Raw genomic sequence first — 19,192 nt, forward strand, 5'->3', positions numbered from 1 at the left:
AAATATGGCCGGGACAAGGACATGTGATCCTGATCACTCCGGCTGGACGCCCCCTTGGCCGTGCGGTTGGCTCCTCGCTGCGGCACCCGAATGAACTAGCCACCTTGGGGGAAGAGTTGGCCGGGACCGAACTGGCGGGATCCAGCCGCAGGAAGCTGAGATTCCGCACGCAAGGCACAGTCGTTCTGACCGTTTTACTGCCCCTTGCTGTGATTACTGCCGTCACCCTGCAGGTAGGCGGCACGCAGTCCACCAAGAAATCCGCCAGCCCGGATTCATCGACCCTGGACACGGCCGGACACTTTTTCCTCGGCGCCGCGGCAGTTCTCGTCGCGTCTCACATACTGGGATACGTGGCATCGAAGCTGGGGCAGCCACGCGTTACCGGAGAGATAGTCGCCGGAATTCTCCTCGGCCCGTCCTTACTGGGATCCCTCGCTCCCGGTGTGGCCGGCTGGCTGTTTCCCGCAGCAGTCGTCCCGATGTTCAACGGCCTGGCCCAACTGGGCCTCGTCCTGTTCATGTTCGGGGTCGGGCAGGAGCTCGCTTCGATGCGACTGCGGGGCGCGGCGCCACGCGCCGTGCTGATCAGCCAGTCGTCGCTGCTCGTCCCGTTCGCGGCCGGTGCCCTGGTCGCACTGCCGCTGATGGACGGCTACCTGGCCGATGACGTGCCGCCCCTCGCCTTCGTCCTGTTCATCGGCTGCGCGCTGAGCATCACCGCCTTCCCCGTGCTCGCGCGCATCCTGAGCGATCTGGGGCTCACCCGCACGCGGCCGGGCCGGCTCAGCCTGTTCGCGGCGGCCGTGGGCGACGCGGGCAGCTGGCTGCTCCTGTCCCTGATCCTGTCGCTCGCCCACGGCGGCGACCCCATGACCGTCGTCGCCAAAGCCCTGGCCGTGGTCGCGGTGATCGCTGTCTTCGTCTGGCCGCTGCGCCGGCTCCTGACGAAACTGCCGTACCTTGCGGACGCCCGCGCGAAGGCGCCGACCCTCATGGTGTTTCTCGTGGTCGCGGTGGGCGTGGCCGCGACCCTCACGGCGGCCCTCGGTATCCACCAGCTCATCGGAGCCCTGCTGGTCGGCCTGATCTGGCCCCACGGGAACCGGGCGGCGAGCGCAGCGGTGGCCCCCTTGGCAGACACGGCGAAGACCGTACTGCTGCCGTTCTTCTTCCTGGGCTTCGGGCTCGGCGTGGACCTGGGCTCGCTGAGCCTGGACGGCGGGGCCAGCCTGGTCCTGCTCGCCCTGCTGGTCGTCGCGACCGTCGGAAAGGTGGCCGGCCCCAGCCTGTGCGCCCGCTGCACGGGGCTGCCCTGGTCGGAGGCGCTCACCCTGGGCGTACTGCTCAACGCCCGCGGGCTGACCGAGCTGGTGGTGCTCCAGATCGGGTACGAGGCGGGGATCATCGACGAGAAGATGCTCGGGCTGCTGACCATCGTGGCGATCACCACCACCGTGATGACCACACCCCTGCTCAAGGCCACCGGAGCCCTGCGCGAACCGCCGTCCCGGCCGTCCGCCTCCCCGGAACAGCCGTCCGCTTCCCCGGACCAGCCCGCCGGGCCGGCCGCACAGCGCGCCCCCGAAACCCCGTCCCTCACCCTGTCGGGTGCCGAAGGGGTCAGTGAGCGGCCCGCTGGTAGATCGCCGGAGTGATGCCGTACGCCCGCTTGAACCACCGGTTGAAGTGCGCCTGGTCGGAGAAACCGGCGGACGCCGCGGCGTCCGCCGGGGACAGGCCGTGTGCCAGCAGCTGCCGTGCCCGACGGAGCCTCAGGAGGCGCTGGTAGTCGCTCGGCGCCATGCCGAACTCCGAGCGGAAGGCCCGGTACAGCGCGAAACGGCTGCAGCCGGCCGCCGCTGCCAGTTGCTCCGCCGACACCGGTTCGAGGAAGAGGTCGTTCAGCAGGGCGTGCGCCTGCCGGGCGGCCCGGCGCTGTGCCTCGCCCCCCAGGGCCCGCCTCCGTGGTGCCCGCGTCGCGCCCCGCTCCGCGAGCGCGAGGACGGTGGCCGTCAGGAGTTCCTCCCTCGCCAGGTCGCCGGAACCGTGCACCAGCGCCTCGTGCAGACGTGCCAGCGCCCCGGTGAGCAGGGGATCCGTCAGTACGGGGCGGACGAACAACGGCATCGACCCCGCGGCCCCGTCACCGGCCGCGTCGCCGAGGGTGTCGCGCACCACGGACGGGCCGATGTGCACGATGCGGTACTGATAGCCGAGCTCCGCGGCGGCCTGGCCGTCGTGCACCTCGTCGGGGTTGAACGCCATCACCATGCCGGCGCCGCTGGTGTGGTGCGCCCCGCGGCAGCGGAAGGTCTGCGCGCCCAGATCGGTGATGCCGAAGGAGTAGGTGTCATGGCTGTGCGGCGCGTACACGTGGTCGAGGAAGTGCGCGTGCATGGCCTCCAGCGGACGGGTCCCGTCCCGCCAGTACCGCACCCAGCCGTTTCCGTTCCTCATGCACTCATTGTGGCCGCGCACGAGCGTTCAAGTCAGGGGGAAGATCCGTCGGGCAGGGTCGGCGCATGGTAACGATGAACAGGATCAGCAACCCGTACACACTGCTGATGGTGACGATGGTGCTCTGGGGAAGCTCCTTCTCCAGTTCCAAGTCGGTGGTGGAGCACGTACCGCACGCCGTCGGAGCCTTCCTGCGGTTCGGCGGCGGTGCGCTGGCCCTGCTGCTCGCCGTGGCGATGTTCGGCAGCCGTACGACGCGCGTACCGGCCCGCAACGGATGGCTCGCGGCGGCCGCCGGCGTGCTGGGCGTCTTCGCCTACAACGGGTTCTTCTTCTGGGGCCTGTCGCTCGCCCCGTCCCTGGACGCCGGCATTCTCATCCCGGTCATGAGCCCGGTCCTCACGAGCACGTTCCTGCTGGTGACCAAGAAGGAGAAGGCGACCTGGGCCCGCGTCACCGGCCTGGCCCTCGGACTCACCGGCGCGGCGATCTTCTTCCTCGGGGCCGGCGGCAGCGGGGGCGGCGGGTCGTCCCGGCTCCTCGGCGACGCCCTCTTCCTCCTGAGCGCCGTGTGCTGGGCCTCCTACACCCTGGCGGGACCACGCGTCCTCAAGGGCATCGAACCGCTGAAGGCCACCACGTACGCGACCTGCGCGGGCGCCGTGCTCCTCGGCGTCCTCGCGGCACCCGACATGACCGACGTGGCGTGGGGCGAACTGCCGACCAGCGTCTGGCTGAACACCGCCTTCCTGGCGATCGGCGCCGCGGCCGTGGCGAATCTCCTCTACTACCGGGGCGTCGGCACCGTCGGCCCGGCCAAGGCCTCCCTCATGATGTTCAACGTCCCCGTGATCAACACCCTGTGCGCCACCCTCCTCCTGGGCGAGTCCTTCGGCTGGCTCCAGGGCACCGGGGCACTGGTACTGGTGCTGGGCGCCGTACTCGCGGTGACGCAGGGCAAGCTCCCCTGGCGCTCGGCCCGCACCGGCAAGCAGCTCCCCCCGGCCGACGAGCTCGCGCCCCACAAGGGCACCCCGGCCAGGAGCGCCTGACCGGCAGGAAGCACGCAAAGTCCCCTTGACCGCATTCCTGCAGGTCAAGGGGACTTTCTCTGTGGAGCCTAGGGGAGTCGAACCCCTGACATCTGCCATGCAAAGACAGCGCTCTACCAACTGAGCTAAGGCCCCGTCGCGAACCAGGGTACCCGGTGCCCGGGAGGTTTCCCGACCGGGTATCGCCGCGCGCAGGTGCTCTCCGTAGGATGCTTCGCGAGATTCGCGGCAGCGAAGCGCGATCGGGGAGACAGGGGAGACGCCATGGACGCAGCACAGCAAGAAGCCACCGCGCGCGCTCGGGAGCTGCAGCGCAGCTGGTACGGCGAGCCCCTGGGAGCGTTGTTCCGCCGTCTCATCGACGATCTCGGTCTCAACCAGGCCCGTCTCGCGTCCGTACTGGGACTCTCCGCGCCCATGCTGTCCCAGCTCATGAGCGGTCAGCGGGCCAAGATCGGGAACCCGGCCGTCGTCCAGCGGGTCCAGGCCCTCCAGGAGCTGGCGGGGCAGGTGGCGGACGGCAGTGTGAGTGCCGCCGAGGCCACCGACCGGATGGACGAGATCAAGAAGACCGCGGGCGGGTCGGTGCTGAACAACACCACGCAGACCGCGTCGTCCACGGGGGCGACGACCGTACGGCGCGTGGTGCGCGAGATCCAGTCGCTGTTGCGCTCGGTTTCGGCCGCCGGTGACATCATCGACGCCGCCAACACCCTCGCCCCCACCCACCCCGAACTGGCAGAGTTCCTCAGGGTCTACGGAGCGGGGCGCACCGCGGACGCGGTCTCCCACTACGAGGCCCACCAGAGTTAGACGGCGGGCAGCCGGGGGTGGCGCGCGACGGCCCCCGGGAGTCGGGCAGTTCGGTGGTTCGGTAGGCGGACGGGGCGCAATGGGTGAGGTCTTCGCCGGTCGGTACGAGCTGATCGACCCGATCGGGCGGGGCGGTGTGGGAGCCGTGTGGCGCGCCTGGGACCAGCGGCGCCGCCGTTACGTGGCGGCCAAGGTGCTCCAGCAGAGCGACGCGCACACGCTGCTGCGGTTCGTACGCGAACAGGCCGTACGGATCGACCACCCGCACGTGCTGGCCCCCGCGAGCTGGGCCGCGGACGACGACAAGGTCCTGTTCACCATGGACCTGGTGCACGGCGGCTCACTGGCACACCTCGTGGGGGACTACGGGCCGCTGCCGCCACGACTCGTGTGCGTACTGCTCGACCAGCTGCTGTCGGGGCTGACCGCGGTCCACGCGGAAGGCATCGTGCATCGCGACATCAAGCCCGCGAACGTCCTGCTGGAGTCGACGGGGACCGGCCGGCCGCACGTGCGGCTGTCCGACTTCGGCATCGCGATGCGCAAGGGTGAGCCGCGGCTGACGGACGCCAATTACGTCGTGGGTACGCCCGGTTACTTCGCGCCGGAGCAGATGCTGGGCGCCGAGCCCGACTTTCCCGGCGACCTCTTCGCGGTCGGCCTGGTCGCGGTGAACCTGCTCACCGGCGCCAAGCCGGACACCCAGAGCCTGGTCGAGCACTTCACCGAGCACGGCACGCCGGAGGCGCCCGAGGACATCGCGGAGCCGCTGTGGCAGGTACTGGCGAATCTGCTGCAGCCGGACCCCGACCTGCGTTTCAAGACGGCCGTAGGCGCCCGCAAGGCACTGCTCGCGGCGTCCGAGCTGCTGCCGGAGGCGACGATCGAGGACGAGGTCGTCGAGGTCTTCGATCACATCGGGCCGCTGCCTGCCGGGTTCGGGCCGGACGGTCCGCTACGGGAGCGGTCGCCGCAGCGGGCGGAGGAGGGGCTGACGGAGCCGGAGGAGGGGCTGGGGCAGGCGGAGTCGCAGGAGCAGGGACAGGCACGGGGGCAGGGACAGGCACGGGGGCAGGAACAGGCACGGGGGCAGGGACAGAGGCAGATACACGGGCAGAGGGAGCTTCGGGAGGGGTCAGGGCAACCGGAGCAGCCGGGTGCCGCGCCCTCGACACCACCGCCCGCGCCCACCACTCCGCCCACCCCGCCTCCGGTGCGCATGTCCGACACCGGCAGTTCCCCCTTGGCGCCGCCCTCCACCGGCATGCCCGCCCCACAACTCCCCACCACCCCACCGCCTTTCCCCCGGACACCCGCCCCTATACCCCCGATCGCCCCCATCCCATCCCGCCCTCCGGCCGGGCACCGGCCCGCCGGCACCGGGCCGCACCGCGGCGGCCCCCGGGCCTCCGCCTAAGGTCGCCGTCCCGGTGATCGTCGTGGCGCTGCTCTGCATCGCGTTCGGTGTCTGGGCTCTAGCCGTCAGCTGACACGCGGTATGCCGCCGCCTCCGATGTCTGGGCTCTAGCTGCCGGCTGACGCGCGGTGTGCCGCCGCCTGGCAGGCGCCCGGGACTAACGGGCGCAGATCACTGCTGCCCGCGCTCCCCAGCAACCCTCCAGCGCGCTGCCACCGTCCACACCCCCAGCGCCAGCAGCAGCACCGCACCCGTACTGATGCCGCCATACCCCAATACGCGCATCCTGCTGCTCGACGCCACCTGTTGCGTCGTCATCCCTTCCTCGTCAGCAGCGCGTTGCTGCGGCGACACAGAGAAGTCGTCGGTTTTCTCTCGGTAGTCGGGCCCGCGCTGTGGGCGCCCCGCCGGGTCGACGCGCAGTGTGATCGGGGTGCCGTCCTCGAAGTACTTCGCGGCGTCCGGGTGCAGCGACACGGCGAGGTAGTACGAGCCCGCGAAGCGCATCGCGCTGACCGGGGCGGTGGCGTTGTAGCGGTTGCCGTAGGCCACCGGTGCGGTGGCGAGCTTGGCGGCGGCCAGCTTGCCGTCGTACGCGATGAAGCGGGTGTCGCTGACCGGGCCGCGCGCCGGGTTGTAGACCCCCAGCCCCAGCGCGCTCGCCACGAGCCGTGAGCCCGCCACCGCGCCCCGCCCGCGCAGCGCGGCGCCTCCGTCCGCCAGCGTCCCGCCCGGCAGCTCGACGCTCACGCTCAGCTGCTGCCCCCAGTCCACCGGCACCCGGTAGAACCGGGTCTCCCCGGCCTGATGCGGTCCTGCCACACCCCTTTGCCGATCGGTCCGGCGTCGTTGAAGCCGGTGCCGCCCTCGGCGTCCTTCTTCGTACCGCCGGTCAGCGGTACGGGGGTTGCCGTGGACCAGGTGCCCGGGGCGGGTTGGGCGGGTGGTGAGCCCGTGATCCCGGGCTCACGCTGGAAGCGGAGCTCTACGGGCCAGCGGTCCGCCCCCGGTGCCGACGCCTTGCCGACCCGCTTGACCACGAAGTAGTAGGCGCCCGCCTTCTGGCAGTTGGTCCGCGGCCCGTCGGCGCGCCGGGTGGCGTAGTCGGCTATCGGGTACGCCATGCCACGGCCGTGGAAGGCCGTACTCCCGCCGGGGGAGCAGGTGTTGCCGTCGGCGTCGCGGAGGCTGACCTTCAGGCTGTCGGTGTGGTCCGCGACCTCGCTGCCGGGCCGGGGCGCGGCCACCGCGGAGAAGTAGGCGCTGGACGTCTCGTCCAGCCGCACCGCGTAGTGCTTCTCGTCGCCGCGGGCGAGGGTGTCGGTGTACGTCCCGGGGTCGATACGCGGCGCGCCGGACGGTCTCTGGGTGCCCTGTACGGGCTGGGCGCCGGCCGCCGTCCTGTAGGCGGGCGGGCTGTTCCGTAACCCGTCCGCGGGCCCTGCCGCCGCGGACCCCGCCAGCACCGGTACGGATACGAGTACGGGCACCAGGACGGGCACCAGCCTCCCGGCGCGCCCACTCCGTCGCGTACGCCCCCTTGCCACGAGCCACCCCTCACCACATTTGCTTTTGCAAGCTACTTATGTGCTTTGGCAAACCCGTCGGGACGGCCGCGTCGCGCGCCGTCCCGCCCCCGGACGCACGAGACCCCGGTCACCATCACACGGTGGCCGGGGTACGTACGTTGACTACGAACTGCTCCGCGTCTCACACACCCGAACCTGCGGGCACGGAGTCGGTCGCCTCCGTCCACAGATCCTGCTCGGCGCGATCCGCCTGGATCTGGCGGTACACGAGGAGCCCGCCGATGGCGGCCAGTGCGACCAGGAGAAGCTTCTTCACCGCGCGACCTCGTCTTTCGTTGACGTAGGGGACCTCTGGGGGCCGATGATACACACCGGCCGATACCGATCGGTGACCTAGGGCCCGACCAATGCGCAATGACGCACCGCCCGTCACCGCCCGGCACCGCCGTCCGGCCGCGACCACCCCGGACGCGAGAGAGGCCCCACCGTCTCCGGTGGGGCCTCTCTCGCGCTGGTGGGGCTAACAGGACTTGAACCTGTGGCCTCTTCCTTATCAGGGAAGCGCTCTAACCGTCTGAGCTATAGCCCCGCGCTGCACCGAAAGATTAGCGCACTTCAGAGGCATTCCCAAAATCGTGCGCCGGGAGCCCCCGGGCCCCCGGACGGGGCCGCCGCACGGCCCCTTCCGAGGACGCCCGCGTCCGTCACTCGTCCTCGGCGAGGGTCAGCTCCACGCCGCCCACGAACCCGGCCGAGATGTTGTAGATGAAGGCTCCGAGCGTGGCCAGGGCGGTGGCGAGCACGACGTCGATCACCACGATGACCGACGTGAAGAGCAGCACCCGCGGCAGCGACAGGAACGACTGGAGGTCGAAACCACCGCCGTCGCCCGAGCCCGTCGCCTCGCTGATCGTGCCGCCGACGGTGGTGAAGACGCCCATCGCGTCCATCACCATCCACAGCACCGAGACCGCCACGATGGTGCAGATGCCCAGCGCGATGGAGAGCAGGAAGCTGACCTTCATCACCGACCACGGGTCGGTCCGGGCGACCCGCAGCCGGGCCTTGCGGGTACGCGGCGTCGTACGGGCGCCCGTACGCGGCCGGCGCACCCCTGCTGAGCCCCCGCGCCCTGTCCCGCACCCGATCGGTACGCCTGAGGCGGCTGGTACGGCTGCTGGCCGCCCTGGGTGCCCCCGCCCTGCGCCCCGGACCCCGGGCCCTGCCCCTGGGCCGGGGGCTGCGGCTGCGCGGCGGAATGAGGCTGCTGCGGTTGCGGCTTACGCCGGTCGGTCACGGTTCCCCCTGGTAGGAGCCCTCGGACGCGGGGTCGCCGGACGCGGCGGAGCCACGGGCGCCGTCCTCCGTCACGGTCGCGGGTCCCGAACGGGAGCTCTTCCTGTCTCCCGGTCCACCCGCCGCAGCGCCCGTGGCTCCACTCACGACCTACTCCTCGCGTTACTCCGCCGCGGGCTCGCCGCCCTCGGCCACCGCGGCCTCGGTCTCCGCCGCCTCGTCGGCCGACCCGGGCTCCACACCCGCGTCGACCTCCTCGGCCTCGCGACCGGCCTCGGCGTTACGTGCGATACCGACCACGGCATCGCGCTTGCCCAGGTTGATCAGTTGGACGCCCATGGTGTCACGGCCCGTCTCCCTGACCTCGCTGACCCGCGTACGGATCACGCCACCGCTGAGCGTGATGGCGAGAATCTCGTCCGTCTCCTCGACCACCAGGGCGCCGACCAGCTCACCCCGGTCTTCCACGATCTTCGCGGCCTTGATGCCGAGGCCACCGCGGCCCTGCACGCGGTAGTCGTCCACCGAGGTCCGCTTGGCGTAACCGCCGTCGGTGGCGGTGAAGACGAACGTACCGGCCCGCACCACATTCATCGAGAGCAGTTCGTCGCCCTCGCGGAAACTCATGCCCTTGACACCCGAGGTGGCACGCCCCATCGGACGCAGCGCCTCGTCCGTGGCGGTGAACCGGATCGACTGCGCCTTCTTGCTGATGAGCAGCAGGTCGTCCTCGGCGGAGACCAGCTCGGCACCGATCAGCTCGTCGTCCGCGCCCTCCTCCGTCTCCCGGAGGTTGATGGCGATGACACCGCCGGAGCGCGGCGAGTCGTAGTCCTTGAGCGGCGTCTTCTTCACCAGACCGCCCTTGGTGGCGAGCACCAGGTAGGGCGTGGCCTCGTAGTCACGGATCGCCAGGATCTGCGCGATCTGCTCGTCCGGCTGGAAGGCCAGCAGGTTGGCCACGTGCTGGCCGCGCGCGTCCCGTCCGGCGTCCGGCAGCTCGTACGCCTTGGCCCGGTAGACCCGGCCCTTGTTGGTGAAGAACAGCAGCCAGTGGTGGGTGGTGGAGACGAAGAAGTGGTCGACGATGTCGTCTTCCTTCAGCTTCGTGCCCCGAACGCCCTTGCCGCCGCGCTTCTGCGACCGGTAGTCGTCGGTCTTCGTCCGCTTCACATAGCCGCCACGGGAGATCGTGACGACGATGTCCTCCTCGGCGATCAGGTCCTCGACGGACATGTCGCCCTCGAAGGGCACCAGCTTCGAGCGCCGGTCGTCGCCGAACTTGTCGACGATCGCCGCCAGCTCCTCGCTGATGATCTGGCGCTGGCGCTCCGGGGAGGCGAGGATCGCGTTGTACTCGTTGATCTTCGCCTGCAGCTCGTCGTGCTCGGCGGTGATCTTCTGGCGCTCCAGGGCGGCCAGCCGGCGCAGCTGCATCTCCAGGATCGCGTTGGCCTGGATCTCGTCGATGGTCAGCAGGCCCATCAGGCCCTCGCGCGCCACGTCGACCGTGTCGCTGCGCCGGATGAGCGCGATGACCTCGTCGATCGCGTCCAGCGCCTTGAGCAGACCGCGCAGGATGTGGGCCCGCTCCTCGGCCTTGCGCAGCCGGTACTTGGTGCGCCGGACGATGACCTCGACCTGGTGGTTGACCCAGTTGCGGATGAACGCGTCCAGCGACAGGGTGCGCGGCACGCCGTCCACCAGGGCGAGCATGTTCGCGCCGAAGTTCGTCTGCAGGTCGGTGTGCTTGTAGAGGTTGTTCAGCACGACCTTGGCGACGGCGTCCCGCTTCAGGACGATGACCAGGCGCTGGCCCGTACGCGAGGAGGTCTCGTCACGGACGTCGGCGATGCCGCCGATCTTGCCGTCCTTGACCAGGTCGGCGATCTTCTGCGCGAGGTTGTCCGGGTTGACCTGGTACGGCAGCTCGGTGACCACCAGGCACTGGCGGTTCTGGATCTCCTCGACCTCGACCACCGCACGCATGGTGATCGAGCCACGGCCGGTACGGTACGCGTCCTCGATGCCCTTGCGGCCCACCACCAGCGCACCGGTGGGGAAGTCCGGGCCCTTGATGCGCTCGACGAGCGCTTCCAGCAGCTCCTCGCTGGACGCCTCCGGGTTCTCCAGCGCCCACTGGGCACCGGCGGCTACCTCGCGCAGGTTGTGCGGCGGGATGTTGGTCGCCATACCGACCGCGATACCGGCACTGCCGTTGATCAGCAGGTTCGGGAAGCGCGCCGGCAGGACCGTCGGCTCCTGGTTGCGGCCGTCGTAGTTGTCCTGGAAATCGACGGTCTCCTCGTCGATGTCCCGCAGCATCTCCATGGAGAGCTGCTTCATCTTGCACTCGGTGTACCGCATGGCCGCGGCGGGGTCGTTGCCCGGCGAGCCGAAGTTGCCGTTGGAGTCCACCAGCGGCATCCGCATCGACCACGGCTGGGCCAGCCGGACCAGGGCGTCGTAGATGGAGGAGTCACCGTGCGGGTGGTACGTACCCATCACGTCGCCGACGACGCGGGCGCACTTGTAGAAGCCCTTCTCGGGGCGGTACCCGCCGTCGTACATCGCGTACAGGACGCGGCGGTGCACCGGCTTGAGGCCGTCCCGCACGTCGGGCAGCGCACGCGAGACGATGACGGACATCGCGTAGTCGAGGTAGGAGCGCTGCATCTCCGTTTCGAGCCCGACGGGCTCGACACGCATACCGACACCTTCGATGGCGGCTGCGGTGCCGTCGACGGTCACGCCGTCCGGGGTCACAGGGGGATTCTCGTCGGCCATTGCTGTTCTAAATCCTTTCGAGCTGCGGCTGCTGCGGTCCCCGCCGTCGGGCGGGGGAGGGCCGACAGGGCTCAGATGTCGAGGAAGCGGACGTCCTTGGCGTTGCGCTGGATGAAGGAGCGCCGGGCCTCGACGTCCTCACCCATCAGCACCGAGAACAGGTCGTCGGCGCGCGCCGCGTCGTCCAGCGAGACCTGGCCGAGCACCCGGCTGTCGACGTCCATCGTCGTCACCCGCAGTTCCTCGGCGTTCATCTCGCCCAGGCCCTTGAAGCGCTGGACGGAGTCGTCCTTGATCCGCTTGCCGTTCTGCTTGCCGAGCTCGATCAGGGCGTTGCGCTCCCGGTCCGAGTACGCGTACTCGAAGTCGTCACGACCCCACTTGATCTTGTAGAGCGGCGGGCGGGAGAGATACACGTGCCCGGCCTCCACCAGCGGCCGCATGAAGCGGAAGAGGAAGGTGAGCAGCAGGGTGTTGATGTGCTGACCGTCGACGTCGGCGTCCGCCATCAGGATGATCTTGTGATAGCGGAGCTTCTCGATGTCGAAGTCCTCGTGGACCCCGGTGCCGAAGGCCGAGATCAGCGCCTGCACCTCGTTGTTGTGCAGGATCTTGTCGACCCGCGCCTTCTCCACGTTCAGGATCTTGCCGCGGATCGGCAGGATGGCCTGGTACTGCGGGTCACGGCCGGACTTGGCCGAACCGCCGGCCGAGTCACCCTCGACGATGAAGATCTCGCACTTGGTGGGGTCGTTGGACTGGCAGTCCGACAGCTTGCCGGGCAGCGACGCCGTCTCCAGCAGACCCTTGCGGCGGGTCAGGTCCCGGGCCTTGCGGGCCGCCACCCGCGCGGTCGCGGCCTGGATGCCCTTGCGGATGATGTCCGCGGCCTCGTTCGGGTTGCGGTCGAGCCAGTCCGTCAGGTGCTCGTGGACCACCTTCTGCACGAAGGTCTTGGCCTCGGTGTTGCCCAGCTTCGTCTTGGTCTGGCCCTCGAACTGCGGCTCACCCAGCTTGACCGAGATGATCGCCGTCAGACCCTCGCGGATGTCCTCACCCGTGAGGTTGTCGTCCTTCTCGCGCAGCAGCTTCTTGTCCCTGGCGTAACGGTTGATCAGTCCCGTCATCGCCGAGCGGAAGCCCTCTTCGTGCGTACCGCCCTCGTGGGTGTGGATGGTGTTGGCGAAGCTGTAGACACCCTCGGTGTACTGGGTGTTCCACTGCATCGCCACCTCGACCGAGAGCATCCGCTCCTTGTCCTCGGCCTCGATGTCGATGACGGTGGGGTGCACCACCTCACCCTTGCGCTGGTTCAGGTACGTCACGAAGTCGACGATGCCGCCCTCGTAGTGGTACGTGACCGAGAGCGGCTTGCCCTCCTCGTCCACATGGGCCGCACGCTCGTCGGTGAGCGAGATCGTCAGGCCCTTGTTGAGGAACGCCATCTCCTGGAAACGGCGGGACAGCGTCTCGAAGCTGTACTCGGTCGTCTCGAAGATGTCGCCGTCGGCCCAGAAGGTGACCGTCGTACCGGTCTCGTCGGTGGCCTCGTTACGGGCCAGCGGCGCCGTCGGCACACCCAGCTTGTAGTCCTGCGTCCAGCGGTAGCCGTCCGTCTTGACCTCGACCGCGACCTTCTGCGACAACGCGTTGACGACGGAGACGCCCACACCGTGCAGACCGCCGGAGACCGCGTACCCGCCACCGCCGAACTTGCCGCCGGCGTGCAGCACCGTCAGCACGACCTCGACGGCCGGCTTGTTCTCCGACGGGACGATGCCCACGGGGATGCCCCGGCCGTTGTCGACGACGCGCACGCCGCCGTCGGCCAGGATCGTCACGTCGATGGTGTCCGCGTGCCCGGCCATCGCCTCGTCGACGGAGTTGTCGACGACCTCTTGCACGAGGTGGTGCAGACCACGCTCACCGGTCGAGCCGATGTACATGCCCGGACGCTTACGGACCGCGTCCAGGCCCTCAAGGACGGTGATCGCGCTGGCGTCGTACGACTTCTCTTCCGAAGAGTCGCCACTGGCGCCGGCAGTAACCCCCTCTTCAGTAGAAGCCGTGTTGTTCTCGTTGAGGTCGCCGGAGTCGGCCACGAAGCGCCCTTTCTGGCACAGCACGAGCCGCCTCCATCAGAAGCAGGGCGGCTGCGTCGTTCGACATGTTCCGCGAGTGGGCGGGATTGCTACCAGTCTACCGGTAGCGCCGAAACTAATGGGGGTTTGCGGGCCCCTGAGTCGTCATGTGCCGTCCTGAAGTGCCGTTGGCCGACTCCCCATATCTGCGACGGGGCCCCAGGACGCTCTAGAGGGCGTTCAGCGCTTCGGGCTGTCAACCTCCGGCTACGGTGAGCGGAGTCTCACCCGTACCACGCGTCCGCCTCAGCCGTACGTGTCCCCGGGGCCCTTGCTGCCGGGCGCCCGCAGCGGCCCGTACCGCCGCGCCGGACCGCCCGGCCCCAGCACCTTGATCAGCTTCACGGTGCCCTGGCCCAGGTCCTGGTTCAGCCGCGCGACGAGCTGCGGCGCCAGCAGCCGCAGCTGCGTCGCCCACACCGTCGAGTCGCACTGCACCGTCAGCACGCGCGCTTCCTCGTCGTACTTCTGCGGCTCGCAGTGCTGCGCCACCTCCGGGCCCACCAGCTGCGGCCAGCGCCCCATGACACCGCCCACCGCGGCCGGGGTCTCCCAGCCGCGCTCCGTGATGAGCCGGTTGATCGCCGCCCCCAGCGGCAGCGGATCGCGCCCGTCCGCCCGCGCGCCGGAGCGCAGGCCGCCGCGGCGCGCCTGCTTCTTCTGCTGCGCCGCGGCGCCCCGCGCCTTCGCCTGCTCCTTGGCGGCGACCAGCGCCTGCCGGGCCAGATCGATTCCGGACAACTCCGGGGGCTTGGGCTGGTCGGCTCCGGGCGGCCGCTCCGAGGGCTCCTCGGAGGGCGGGTCCGGCCGCTCGCCGCTCATCACCGGCTCCGACGCCCGCTCACGAGGAGACCTTCTCCGCGACACCCTCGGACACCGCGAACCTGGCCCCCGACAGCACGCCCGGCACGTCGTCGTCCACCGCGGCGGTCACCAGCACCTGCTCACCGGGCGCCACCAGCTCCGCCAGCCGCTCCCGCCGCCGGCTGTCCAGCTCCGCGAACACGTCGTCGAGCACCAGCACCGGCTCGTTGCCCTCACCGCGCAGCAGGTCGTACGAGGCCAGCCGCAGCGCGAGCGCGTACGACCAGGACTCGCCGTGGCTCGCGTACCCCTTGGCGGGCAGCTGCCCCAGCTTGAGCAGCAGGTCGTCGCGGTGCGGGCCGACCAGCGTCACCCCGCGCTCGATCTCGTTCTTACGGGCCGCGCCGAGCGCCTCGGTCAGCAGCCCGTACAGCTCCTCCCGCGTCGAGGCGCCGGCCATCCCGTCGCCCGCCGAGCCGCGGTACTCCATCGACAGCGGGCCACCGCCCGGCGCCAGCTGCTCGTACGCCTTGTCGGCCAGCGGCTGGAGCGTGGCGATCAGGTCCAGGCGCTGGGCCAGCAGCTCCGCGCCGACCCGGGCCAGGTGCTGGTCCCACACGTCCAGCGTCGACAGGTCCATCTGACGGCCGCCGTGCCGCCGGGCCAGCGCCGCGCTCTTCAGGAGCGTGTTGCGCTGCTTGAGCACCCGGTCGTAGTCCGAGCGCACCCCCGCCATCCGCGGCGAACGCGCCGTGATCAGCTCGTCCAGGAAGCGGCGGCGCTCCCCCGGATCGCCCTTGACCAGCGCCAGGTCCTCCGGCGCGAACAGCACCGTCCGGACGATCCCCAGCACGTCACGCGGTCTGACCTGCGACGATCTGTTGATACGGGCCCGGTTGGCCTTGCCCGGGTTCAGCTCCAGCTCGACCAGCTGCTGCCGCTCGCCCTGGACGACCGCGGCCCGCACGATCGCCCGCTCGGCGCCCATCCGCACCAGCGGCGCGTCGGAGGAGACCCGATGGCTGCCGAGCGTGGCCAGGTAGCCGACCGCCTCGACGAGGTTGGTCTTGCCCTGCCCGTTGGGGCCCACGAAAGCCGTGACGCCCGGGTCGAGCGGGACCTCGACCCGGGCGTACGAGCGGAAGTCGGCGAGCGAGAGATGCGATACGTGCATGTGGCGCGTCGACCTCCCCGGCTACCGGACTTCTGCTACCTGGCTGCTTGCTTCTTGGTGCTGCTTACTTCTTCGCGTTCTCGACGGCGTGGCCGCCGAACTGGTTCCGCAGCGCCGCGATCATCTTCATCTGCGGCGAGTCGTCCTGGCGCGAGGCGAAGCGCGCGAAGAGCGACGCCGTGATCGCGGGCAGCGGTACGGCGTTGTCGATCGCGGCCTCGACCGTCCAGCGGCCCTCGCCGGAGTCGGCGGCGAAGCCCCGCAGCTTGTCCAGGTGCTCGTCGTCGTCCAGCGCGTTGACCGCCAGGTCCAGCAGCCAGGAACGGATGACCGTGCCCTCCTGCCAGGACCGGAAGACCTCGCGCACGTCGGTGACCGAGTCGACCGCCTCCAGCAGCTCCCAGCCCTCGGCGTAGGCCTGCATCATGGCGTACTCGATGCCGTTGTGGACCATCTTGGCGAAGTGGCCCGCGCCGACCTTGCCGGCGTGCACCGAACCGAAGTCACCCTCCGGCTTGAGCGCGTCGAAGATCGGCTGCACCTTGGCGACGTCCTCCGTGGAGCCGCCGTACATCAGCGCGTAGCCGTTCTCCAGGCCCCAGACACCGCCCGAGACGCCGCAGTCGACGAAGCCGATGCCCTTGGCGCGCAGCTCCTCGGAGTGCTTCTCGTCGTCGGTCCAGCGGGAGTTCCCGCCGTCCACCACGACGTCGCCGGGGGACAGCAGCTCGCCCAGCTCGTCGATGGTCGCCTGGGTCGCGTCGCCGGCGGGCACCATGACCCACACCACGCGCGGACCCTTGAGCCCGTCCACCAGTTCCTTGAGGCTGTTCACATCAGCCAGGTCCGGGTTGCGGTCGTATCCGATGACGGTGTGGCCAGCGCGGCGGATGCGCTCGCGCATGTTGCCGCCCATCTTGCCGAGACCGACGAGACCGAGCTCCATCAGTACCCCTTACGTTGCGTTACGGCACATCCCCGCCCTACGTGTCGAGTTTACGCGCGAAGCCACGACGCGGCGGCGCGGGCCCCCACACCTGTGGACAACCGGGGGTGGGGCCGGGGTGACGTTCCCGGTTCTTCGCGCTGTTTGTGTCCGGTGGCAGTGACTGCCGCGATAATTCCCGGATTGCACGCTTCTCCGGGGTGGTCGGCAATGACTGTCTGCGGTTTCCGTGGGGCGACGCGCTCCCCGCGGAAAGGGCAGGGCCGCAGGAGGCGCACTTCTCTTCGTGCCCTGTACGCGGCCGGTTTCCGCTCGCCCGAAGGTCGTCACCTGGCGCGGCTGCCCAGCCTGGTTTTCCACAGTCGCAGCCGGAGGCTGGGGGTTGTCGACCTCGTGACCAGCGTCGGCGCCCGCGCGGCGAAACTGTGTCCACCGGCTGTGGATTACTTTCGGACCCCGGACCCACCCGGTGCAACGGGGCGCCCGGGCCGGGGCCGGCGGGTAGCCGTACGGTTGCGGATATCGGTTTCATTCCGCAGCTGAGAACAGCCGCTCGCGAATTCCGGCACTTATACCCTTCGGTGCGGAAATGCAGAAACTGGTACGGCGTCCGGGTGGGGCCGGTAAGGGAATGGCGTCGCTCTTACGGCGCTGTCCGCAGCCGATATCCGCTGATTGCCGGCTGCTGCACCGAAAACAACTCCGCCCCTGACGCACGCACGTAGCGCTCGTGTATCAGGGGCGGAGGGAAAACTCCCGGGTGACTTCCGTCGGCGGACGGTGCGGACCGCCGGTCAGCCGGAGAGAAGATCAGCCGGACAGACGCACCGGCATGATCAGGTACTTGTACGCCTCGTCAGCCTCGGCGTCCTTGGCCGGGCGGCCGCTGAGCAGCGCCGGCTTGGTCGAGGTGGTGAAGGACAGCTGGGCCACCGGGGAGTCGATCGCCGACAGGCCCTCCAGGAGGAAGCCCGGGTTGAAGGCGATGGAGATGTCGTCGCCCTCCAGGTCCGCGTCCACCCGCTCCACAGCCTGTGCGTCCTCGCTGGAGCCCGCCTCCAGGATCAGCACGCCCTGCTCGAAGCTCAGGCGCACCGGGGTGTTCCGCTCGGCGACCAGCGCCACGCGCTTGACGGCCTCGACGAACGGAGCGGTCTCGATCACGGCGACCGAGTTGAACTCGGTGGGGAAGAGCGTGCGGTACTTCGGGAGGTCGCCCTCCAGGAGCCGGGTGGTCGTCCGGCGGCCCGCGCCCTCGAAACCGATCAGGCCCTCGCCGGAGCCCGAGCCGGACAGCGCCAGCGTGACGCTGTCGCCGCTGCTGAGGGACTTGGCGGTGTCCAGGAGCGTCTTGGCGGGCACCAGGGCCACCGCGGAGGCGTCCGGGCTCTCCGGCTTCCACAGGAACTCGCGGACCGCGAAGCGGTAGCGGTCGGTGGAGGCCAGCGTGACGGTGTCGCCCTCGATCTCGATCCGGACACCGGTGAGCACCGGCAGGGTGTCGTCACGGCCGGCGGCGATGGCGACCTGGGCGGCGGCCGCGGCGAAGACCTCACCGGGCACGGTGCCGGTGGCGGTCGGCATCTGCGGCAGCGCCGGGTACTCCTCCACCGGGAGGGTGTGGAGGGTGAACCGCGAGGAGCCGCAGACGACGGTGACCCGTACACCGTCGGTGGAAATCTCCACCGGGCGGTTGGGGAGGGCACGGCAGATGTCGGCCAGCAGGCGGCCGGAGACCAGGACGGTGCCTTCCTCCTCCACGTCCGCGTCGACGGAGACGCGCGCCGAGACCTCGTAGTCGAAGCCGGAGAGGCTCAGGCTGCCTTCCTCCGCCTTCAGCAGCAGGCCCGCGAGGACGGGCACCGGCGGACGGGCCGGGAGGCTCTTGGCCGCCCAGGCCACTGCCTCCGCGAGTACATCGCGCTCCACCCGGATCTTCACCGGAAACCGCCTCCTGCTGTTGCTGGCTTACGCCCTGCTGGCCTTCTTCGTCGGCTGGGTCGCCGGGGACCAGTCTGACGTACGTCACCGACAGCTGTTGCTGCTCGGGGTCAAGTCGGGTCGAGAGGCGCCGGACGACCGATCCCCAAGTTGTGCACAGGACCCGTTTCGAAACGAGTTCCCCGGTAGCTATCTGTGGTCGTAGTAGTAGGGCCTGTGGAAACCGTGGACAACTGAATTTGCGCAGGTCAACACGGTTTTTTGTCCACCGGTCCTGTGGGCGGCAGCCGTGGACAACCGGCCGTGTCTGTGGATCGCCGCTCTTCATGCACACCCGATGCACAGGGAAGCCCTACTTCTCCCCAGTCCTGTCCCCAGCTTTACCCCGGTTCCCCACAGCCCAATCCGGCACCTTGGTGTGACGCCTTTCACTCGGCCCGGTGAGCGCGGGTGTCGCCTTGCCGAACAGTGGACAGGGGTGTGGAGAAGTTGGGGACAAGCGCGGGCCACCTGTGGGCGGGCAGTGGACAACGCGGACGGCCCCCTGTGGACGAATCCTCTGTCCACACCCTGTGGATGAGCGTTAGTCACAAATCCACACGGCGCTGACCTCGGCAGATGCCGCTGCGACCAGTCTCCCTGTGGATGCCACCGGGATAACTTCCCAGTCCCCAGCATGTGGACGGAAGAATCTTGGCCAATCTGTGGAGTACGGCCGTGACCTGACGCGGAATCGAACAGAGCGGTGGCCTTCCACAGGGTCGGGACGGGGTCGGGGCGGTGCCGAGACGGCCGGGGGACGGGTTCGGAGGGGCTGCGGGGCGCGGCGGAG

At 69.7% G+C, this 19,192-nt stretch carries 15 protein-coding genes and 2 tRNA genes; 4 read left to right on the forward strand and 13 right to left on the reverse strand.

Translation table 11 applies throughout. The annotated features are described in order from the left end of the window. The first annotated feature begins 209 nt into the window (after positions 1–209). Entirely contained in the window at positions 210–1,658 is a 1,449-nt protein-coding gene (locus ACEXOX_RS24725) for a cation:proton antiporter (RefSeq protein WP_406523328.1), read from the forward strand. Here the strand turns inward: ACEXOX_RS24725 and ACEXOX_RS24730 are convergent. Beyond that, complete coding sequence (locus ACEXOX_RS24730; protein WP_406523330.1) at positions 1,624–2,460, reverse strand: AraC family transcriptional regulator; 837 nt, start codon at positions 2,458–2,460, stop codon at positions 1,624–1,626. The two genes, ACEXOX_RS24725 and ACEXOX_RS24730, sit on opposite strands and share 35 nt — an antisense overlap. A gap of 74 nt (positions 2,461–2,534) precedes the next feature. Between ACEXOX_RS24730 and ACEXOX_RS24735 the strand changes: the two genes are divergently transcribed. After that, positions 2,535–3,512, forward strand: a complete 978-nt coding sequence (locus tag ACEXOX_RS24735) for a DMT family transporter (RefSeq protein WP_406523332.1) — start codon at positions 2,535–2,537, stop codon at positions 3,510–3,512. Between the two features lie 62 nt (positions 3,513–3,574). Here ACEXOX_RS24735 and ACEXOX_RS24740 read toward each other — a convergent pair. Further along, a tRNA-Ala gene (locus ACEXOX_RS24740) sits at positions 3,575–3,647 on the reverse strand. Between the two features lie 129 nt (positions 3,648–3,776). On the opposite strand from ACEXOX_RS24740, the gene ACEXOX_RS24745 reads away from it, so the two are divergent. Then, positions 3,777–4,325 (forward strand): DNA-binding protein, encoded by a 549-nt coding sequence (locus ACEXOX_RS24745; protein ID WP_030017051.1) that lies wholly within the window; start codon positions 3,777–3,779, stop codon positions 4,323–4,325. 79 nt (positions 4,326–4,404) lie between these two features. After that, positions 4,405–5,742, forward strand: a complete 1,338-nt coding sequence (locus tag ACEXOX_RS24750; protein WP_406523334.1) for a protein kinase domain-containing protein — start codon at positions 4,405–4,407, stop codon at positions 5,740–5,742. A gap of 171 nt (positions 5,743–5,913) precedes the next feature. Here the strand turns inward: ACEXOX_RS24750 and ACEXOX_RS24755 are convergent, their stop codons facing one another. From ACEXOX_RS24755 to dnaN, 11 genes are all read right to left on the reverse strand, one after another. After that, positions 5,914–6,564: a hypothetical protein gene (locus ACEXOX_RS24755; RefSeq protein ID WP_406523336.1), complete on the reverse strand. Its 651-nt coding sequence runs from the start codon at positions 6,562–6,564 to the stop codon at positions 5,914–5,916. Next, positions 6,495–7,232: a hypothetical protein gene (locus ACEXOX_RS24760; RefSeq protein ID WP_406523337.1), complete on the reverse strand. Its 738-nt coding sequence runs from the start codon at positions 7,230–7,232 to the stop codon at positions 6,495–6,497. Before ACEXOX_RS24760 ends, ACEXOX_RS24755 begins: the two co-directional genes overlap by 70 nt. A 220-nt stretch (positions 7,233–7,452) precedes the next feature. Then, positions 7,453–7,587, reverse strand: a complete 135-nt coding sequence (locus tag ACEXOX_RS24765) for a DLW-39 family protein (RefSeq protein WP_003958712.1) — start codon at positions 7,585–7,587, stop codon at positions 7,453–7,455. Between the two features lie 196 nt (positions 7,588–7,783). Next, positions 7,784–7,860 (reverse strand) — tRNA-Ile (locus ACEXOX_RS24770). A gap of 115 nt (positions 7,861–7,975) precedes the next feature. Continuing rightward, a complete protein-coding gene (locus ACEXOX_RS24775) occupies positions 7,976–8,383 on the reverse strand; it encodes a DUF3566 domain-containing protein (RefSeq protein WP_406523339.1) in 408 nt (135 codons plus the stop codon). Positions 8,384–8,729: 346 nt separating this feature from the next. Further along, a complete protein-coding gene (gene gyrA, locus ACEXOX_RS24780) occupies positions 8,730–11,354 on the reverse strand; it encodes a DNA gyrase subunit A (protein WP_406523341.1) in 2,625 nt (874 codons plus the stop codon). Between the two features lie 71 nt (positions 11,355–11,425). Beyond that, a complete protein-coding gene (gene gyrB / locus ACEXOX_RS24785) occupies positions 11,426–13,480 on the reverse strand; it encodes a DNA topoisomerase (ATP-hydrolyzing) subunit B (protein ID WP_406523343.1) in 2,055 nt (684 codons plus the stop codon). A gap of 261 nt (positions 13,481–13,741) precedes the next feature. Further along, the gene (locus tag ACEXOX_RS24790; RefSeq protein ID WP_406523345.1) at positions 13,742–14,317 is read right to left on the reverse strand and encodes a DUF721 domain-containing protein; all 576 of its coding nucleotides are present in this window, start codon (positions 14,315–14,317) and stop codon (positions 13,742–13,744) included. Between the two features lie 19 nt (positions 14,318–14,336). Continuing rightward, on the reverse strand, positions 14,337–15,473 hold the full coding sequence (gene recF, locus ACEXOX_RS24795) for a DNA replication/repair protein RecF (protein WP_406523347.1): 1,137 nt from the start codon (positions 15,471–15,473) through the stop codon (positions 14,337–14,339). Positions 15,474–15,537: 64 nt separating this feature from the next. After that, positions 15,538–16,419 (reverse strand): phosphogluconate dehydrogenase (NAD(+)-dependent, decarboxylating), encoded by an 882-nt coding sequence (gene gnd, locus ACEXOX_RS24800; RefSeq protein ID WP_406523349.1) that lies wholly within the window; start codon positions 16,417–16,419, stop codon positions 15,538–15,540. Positions 16,420–17,229: 810 nt separating this feature from the next. Next, positions 17,230–18,360 carry a DNA polymerase III subunit beta gene (gene dnaN, locus ACEXOX_RS24805; protein ID WP_406523351.1) on the reverse strand — a complete coding sequence of 377 codons (1,131 nt, stop codon included), beginning with the start codon at positions 18,358–18,360 and terminating at the stop codon, positions 17,230–17,232. Positions 18,361–19,192: the final 832 nt, after the last annotated feature.

This window comes from Streptomyces sp. Ac-502 (assembly GCF_045222935.1).
GTDB classification, from domain to species: Bacteria; Actinomycetota; Actinomycetes; order Streptomycetales; family Streptomycetaceae; genus Streptomyces; species Streptomyces monomycini.